The sequence below is a fragment of the Streptodolium elevatio genome (assembly GCF_040649515.1).
GTDB lineage: Bacteria > Actinomycetota > Actinomycetes > Streptomycetales > Streptomycetaceae > Yinghuangia > Yinghuangia elevatio.
Genome location: NZ_JBEZFP010000248.1, coordinates 1 through 4,701, shown reverse-complemented (window position 1 = coordinate 4,701; position 4,701 = coordinate 1). Strand labels below are relative to the sequence as shown.

General features: G+C 71.7%; 4 protein-coding genes. 2 read left to right on the top strand and 2 right to left on the bottom strand.

The window, feature by feature from the left end; genetic code table 11:
- Window positions 1-513: TetR/AcrR family transcriptional regulator (locus AB0C36_RS42485; RefSeq protein WP_358364990.1), on the top strand; the 513-nt coding region annotated here is incomplete at its 5' end.
- A 520-nt stretch (window positions 514-1,033) separates the two neighbouring features.
- On the opposite strand, the gene AB0C36_RS42480 is transcribed toward AB0C36_RS42485, so the two are convergent.
- Window positions 1,034-1,735, bottom strand: a complete 702-nt coding sequence (locus AB0C36_RS42480) for a hypothetical protein (RefSeq protein WP_358364987.1) — start codon at window positions 1,733-1,735, stop codon at window positions 1,034-1,036.
- Between the two features lie 239 nt (window positions 1,736-1,974).
- Entirely contained in the window at window positions 1,975-3,276 is a 1,302-nt protein-coding gene (locus tag AB0C36_RS42475; protein ID WP_358364985.1) for a hypothetical protein, read from the bottom strand.
- Window positions 3,277-3,453: 177 nt separating this feature from the next.
- On the opposite strand from AB0C36_RS42475, the gene AB0C36_RS42470 reads away from it, so the two are divergent.
- Window positions 3,454-4,446, top strand: coding sequence for an ATP-dependent DNA ligase (locus AB0C36_RS42470; RefSeq protein WP_358364982.1), 993 nt, complete (start codon window positions 3,454-3,456; stop codon window positions 4,444-4,446).
- The last annotated feature ends 255 nt before the right edge of the window (window positions 4,447-4,701 follow it).

Genomic DNA, 4,701 nt, shown 5'->3' with positions numbered 1-4,701 from the left:
CTTCCGAACTGGCGTGCCGGCGTGTCGACCGGCGCCCCCTACCGCCACTACGCCGACCGCGAGGCCTTGCTGTCCGCGGTCGCCGCCGAGGGGTACCGCGAGCTCACCGAGCAGCTCGCCGCCGTACATCCGTCACCGGCGACCCCCGACGAACTCGCCGATGTGGCTGTCGCCTACGTCCGGTTCGCACTCGGGCACCCGGCCCTGTTCCGCGTGATGTTCGCCGAACCTTGCGACCCCGCCAACGAGGAGAGGGCCAACGCGACCGCCGCGATCAAGGAGTACGTGCGCGGCATCGCCCGCGCCGCCTTCCCCCACGGCGACCCCGAGGCCCTCTCCACCATGGTGTGGGCCCTCGTCCACGGCCTGGCCTTCCTCCACCTCGACGGAAAACTCGACGCCTCCACCCCGGAAGTCGTGGCAGAACACGTCCGCACCACCGTCCACGCCCTGTTCACCGCCACCGGCGCGCCCCGGGCAGCAGCGGCTCAGCTCGGCCACGCAGCCGACTAGCTAGCCGGCAACGACGAATACCTTGGGTGCGGGATCCGGTCTCCGGCCCGACCTGCAACCCCGATCGCCATACGCCGAAGTAGGGAATATCGCACGTTTGGAATAGCGCTCCCCGCCAGCTGGGGCGTCCGCGTGGACGGCTGCGGAGCGTCAGGCGTACGCGAACGACCTGGACGGCGAGCGTTTGTTGATTGCGGTGTCGGCGGCGTCGAACCGCAGCAAGGCGGACAAGGACCCTGCGGAGTGGATGCCGCCGTACCAGGAGTACGGCTGCACCTAAACCGCGGACTGGATCGCGATGAAGATCCGCTGGGACCTGTCCGTCGACCAGGCCGAGCGGGACGCGCTGTCCGAGCAGGCCGCGGTGTGCCCGGACGTCGAGGTCGCCGGCACCTACGCCCGTTGACCCGCGTTGCCCGCCCGCGCGGGCGCGGCGAGCACCGGCCTGCGTGCGGGTTGCGGCCAGGGTGTGCGCAGCGGACGCGGGCAGGGGGCGATGCGCGCCGCGGACCGCGGACGTTCAGCGGCCGAAGTGCTGTTGCCAGGCGGTGCGTCGGTCGTCCATGTGCCGGAGGGCGGGGTCGAGGAGGTGGACGCCGTCGCGGAAGGGTTCGAACCCTACTGATTCCCACACGGCGGCGATCTTGGTTTGGGCGGCGGTGAACGCGGCGTCGTTGCCGTCTTCGAAGGCGCGGTCGGTGGAGGCGGGTTCGCAGGCGACCGCGCAGCAGCCGCCCGCGAGGCGGCGGATGGCTTCCGCCGCGGCGAACGCGCCGATGCCGAATCCCCGCCACTGCGGCGCGAGCCGCACCCGGTCCATGACCAGCAGGTCGCCCACCGGCGATTCGACGGCGTCCTCGAAGTCCTTGTTCCAGTGCAGGCCGGGGGTCATGGCGTACTCGGGGTTCGTGCACACGGAGACGATCTTCTCCAGGTCGCCGGTGTGGGCGTCCGCGGCGTCCCACCCGGGGTCCGCGGTGTAGTCGCGGAGGCGGACGAACTCCATGTGGCCGAGCCTGGGGTCCTGGGAGGCCTCGCACGATGCGGTGTCCGAGCACTGCTCGCATCCGTCGTCGTCGTGGTAGCGCGTGATGTCGACCGACCAGATCTCCAGCGTGTCCTCGAACTCGAACGGGACGGCCGGGTGCTCGTGCGTGTAGGTCAGCATGATGTCGCGGCCCGAGAACGGGAGTTCAGCGCACGGCCGACGCGGGTACGTCATGATGCCCCACGCTAGTACCGGACAGACGGCATTCTCAGCGGTTTGGTCCGGCCCGACCCGAAGGCCCTGGTGCTGTGTCCCGGGCGCTCAGTGGCCTCGGGGACAGTCGGGGGTCGTCGCTGGTTAGGGGGCTGCGGTGATGTGCCCGACGTCGGGCAAACATCACGTGAAGTCATTCGGGCGTCGGTTTCCCGGCTAACGCGGCAGGCGCCCGGGTCGTGGGCGCCGCCCTGGGCGGGTCACCTGGAGGGACTACGCGGTGTGCGGTTCCTGGCAAGGAACCGCCGCACCGTCCGCCATATCCCCTGGGGAGGTTCGGGTGTCCTGTGCCCAGGCGCGCTTCTTGGCAGTGGGGGTGCCGTGGGGCGCGGGGGAGAGGCAGGCGCCGGGGGAGGCGGCTGCGGCGGCTGGTCGGGGGCGGCGTCGCGGGTGCCCTGCGCGAAGGGCTCTTGCGGCGCGGGTTCCTCAAGGGCAGGGGGACCGGGCGGCGGCGCGGTCGGGAAGGCAGCGGGTTCGTCCGCGAGGGAGGGCCCGGGGGCGTCGGGTGGGGTGTGGCGTTGGGCGTGGAGCTCGCGGGCGTCGGCGCGGCGCCTGTTCCAGCGGGCGCGTTCGACGTGTGCGAGGCGCTGCATGGTGTCGTGTGCGGGGCGCAGGTCGAACGTCGTCTTGGTGGCGGTGAGTTGGTTGAGCGTGACGGTGACGAGCCCCCATCGGGTGGCGTCGGAGTCGGGGAGCGGGTGGCTGATGCGCCAGTCCCGGTGCCATTGCTTGGCTGCGCGCCAGTCGGCGAACTCCCAGTTCTCGCCGGGCCGCGGGGCGTGGGTGAAGTCGTGGACGCCGTACGGGACCAGGACCTGGTCGCCGTCCAGCCAGTACACGCTGCTGCCCGCAGCAGTGATGGCGCGCTGCCGCGTGGTCGGCAGGACGGTGGCGTGGACGGTCTTGGCGCGGCCGTGCGGCTTCACCTCGAGGGGCGCGCCCGGGACGAATTGCTCGGGGTCCTTGGCCAGGAACCACACGTGCACCGCGGCGGTGCCGTAGTGGCTGCGTACGGCACGGACGCGCGCGTTGATCGCCTCAGTGTGCGGAAGCTCCTGGGGGCGTTCAATGACGACCAGTTGCCCGTCCATTCCGCGGATGACGAGGGCAGGCCGAGTACCCGCAGCCTCGGAGTCTCTTGTACTGCGGGGGATCTCCAACGAGGCGCCCACGCCGGGCCAGGCCCGGACGAGAAGGTCCCGCAGCACCACCACGGCCTGGTCCTCGCGTTCGATGCGCTGCCGATCCCCCGCCGGGGCGCGGCAATCCCGCGCACCGCTCTCGCTGTTGCTGTGGTGCCGGAAGTGCGGCTGTTGCCGCGAGCCCGGCGTGATGGGCCGCAGGATCAGGTCGCCGTGGCAGGCCCGGCACATGTAGCGCCCAGACACGGCGCCGGCCTCGCCGTACACCCCGCGGGCGAGACCGGCCTCCAATCCTGCGGTCGGGCCCGGCATTTCGATGAGCCGTGCGGTCAATCGGTCCCACGCTGTGTCCCCCCCCATGGACAGTGATCCTCGCGCCCCGGGGCGCACCGTGCGAGGGCTATTCCGCAGGGGGAACGGGGCTGTCGCCCGGAGCTACGGGAAATGCAACCGTCGCTCCGAAACCGGTCGTCCTGCCTCCGCAGGAACCCGGCTGTGGGCGGCGTGGTTGCCGGAGGTGGGTGATACCCGGCGGTCATGACGATGCGGGTGCCTGAGGAGCCGATACTGGCCGCGCCGGTGGAGGTGCTGCCGGTTGCCGGTTCGTTCGAGCCGAAGTGGGACGGCTTCCGGGTGCTGCTGTCCCGGGCGGCGGACGGTGCGGTGGATCTGCGTTCCCGGCGGGGGACACGCCTGGTGCCGGCGTTCGGGGACATCGCCGCGGCGGCCGAACGGGACCTGCCGCGCGGTGTCGTGCTGGACGGCGAGGTGGTGGTCTGGCACGGCGGGCGTTTGGCGTTCGACCTGTTGCAGCGGCGGATGCACCGCACCGCGGCGTCCGCGGCGCGGGAAGCTCGGGCGTATCCGGCGAACTTAGTGGCGTTCGACCTCCTGGGCGAGGACGACCAGGACCTCATGGCCCTGCCCTACGCGCAGCGCCGCGCTCGCCTGGAGGCGTTCTTCGCCGCGCACCGGCTGGGGCCACCATGGGTGCTGTGTCCGGCGACCACCGACCGGGCCGAAGCCGAGCTGTGGATGCGGGACTGGGCTCCGGCTGGGATCGAGGGCCTGGTGGTGAAGGACCCGGGTCAGCGGTACCGGCCGGGGCAGCGCGGGTGGCGCAAGTACCGGGTGCGGGACACGACCGAGGTGCTGGTGGGCGCGGTCGCCGGCAGCCTGGCCCGGCCCACGACGGCGCTGTTCGGCCGGTTCGACGATGCGGGCGTTCTGCGGTTCGTCGGACGCAGCACGGTCCTGGATTCCCGCGCGCGTGCCGTCCTGGCCGGCCGTGTGCGTGCGGCCGCGCCGGATCACCCGTGGCACGGCCGCTCGTTCTCGGCGGCGTGGGGGAGCCGGGAGCGGCATCCGATGATCCCGGTTGCTCCCGACGTGGTTGCGGAGGTGGCTGTGGACGCCGCGTTCGAACGCGGGGCGTGGCGCCATCCGATTCGCGTGCTGCGGCTGCGTGAGGACCTGGCGCCGGGCGACGTCCCGAAGTTCGGCCAGGGCCCCGCCCCCGCTGCTGGGTAACTCGCGGTCTTGGAGCGCTTCCTTGGACCGCCCCCGTACGGGCTAGAGGTCCTCCTCGGCCGTCGAGCTGTCACGCGGTCGTTCGCAATGCTGTTGCCGTGAGGGCGTTGCGAACGACAGCGCTACACCGGCTGGAACGCCGTCATCAGCGTGTGGCGAACGTCTGGAAGTTGTTGATGGTGTCGCCGACGATTATGGAGGCGGCGTTCGAGACGCCGGTGCCGGACGCGAACTGCTTGTCGCCGGCGACCGCGT

What these genes read in the sequence shown, in the direction of transcription:
- AB0C36_RS42480 (WP_358364987.1), bottom strand. Translation starts at nt 1,735, where the DNA reads ATGACGTACCCGCGTCGGCCGTGCGCTGAACTCCCGTTCTCGGGCCGC.
- AB0C36_RS42475 (WP_358364985.1), bottom strand. Translation starts at nt 3,276, where the DNA reads ATGGGGGGGGACACAGCGTGGGACCGATTGACCGCACGGCTCATCGAA.
- AB0C36_RS42470 (WP_358364982.1), top strand. Translation starts at nt 3,454, where the DNA reads ATGACGATGCGGGTGCCTGAGGAGCCGATACTGGCCGCGCCGGTGGAG.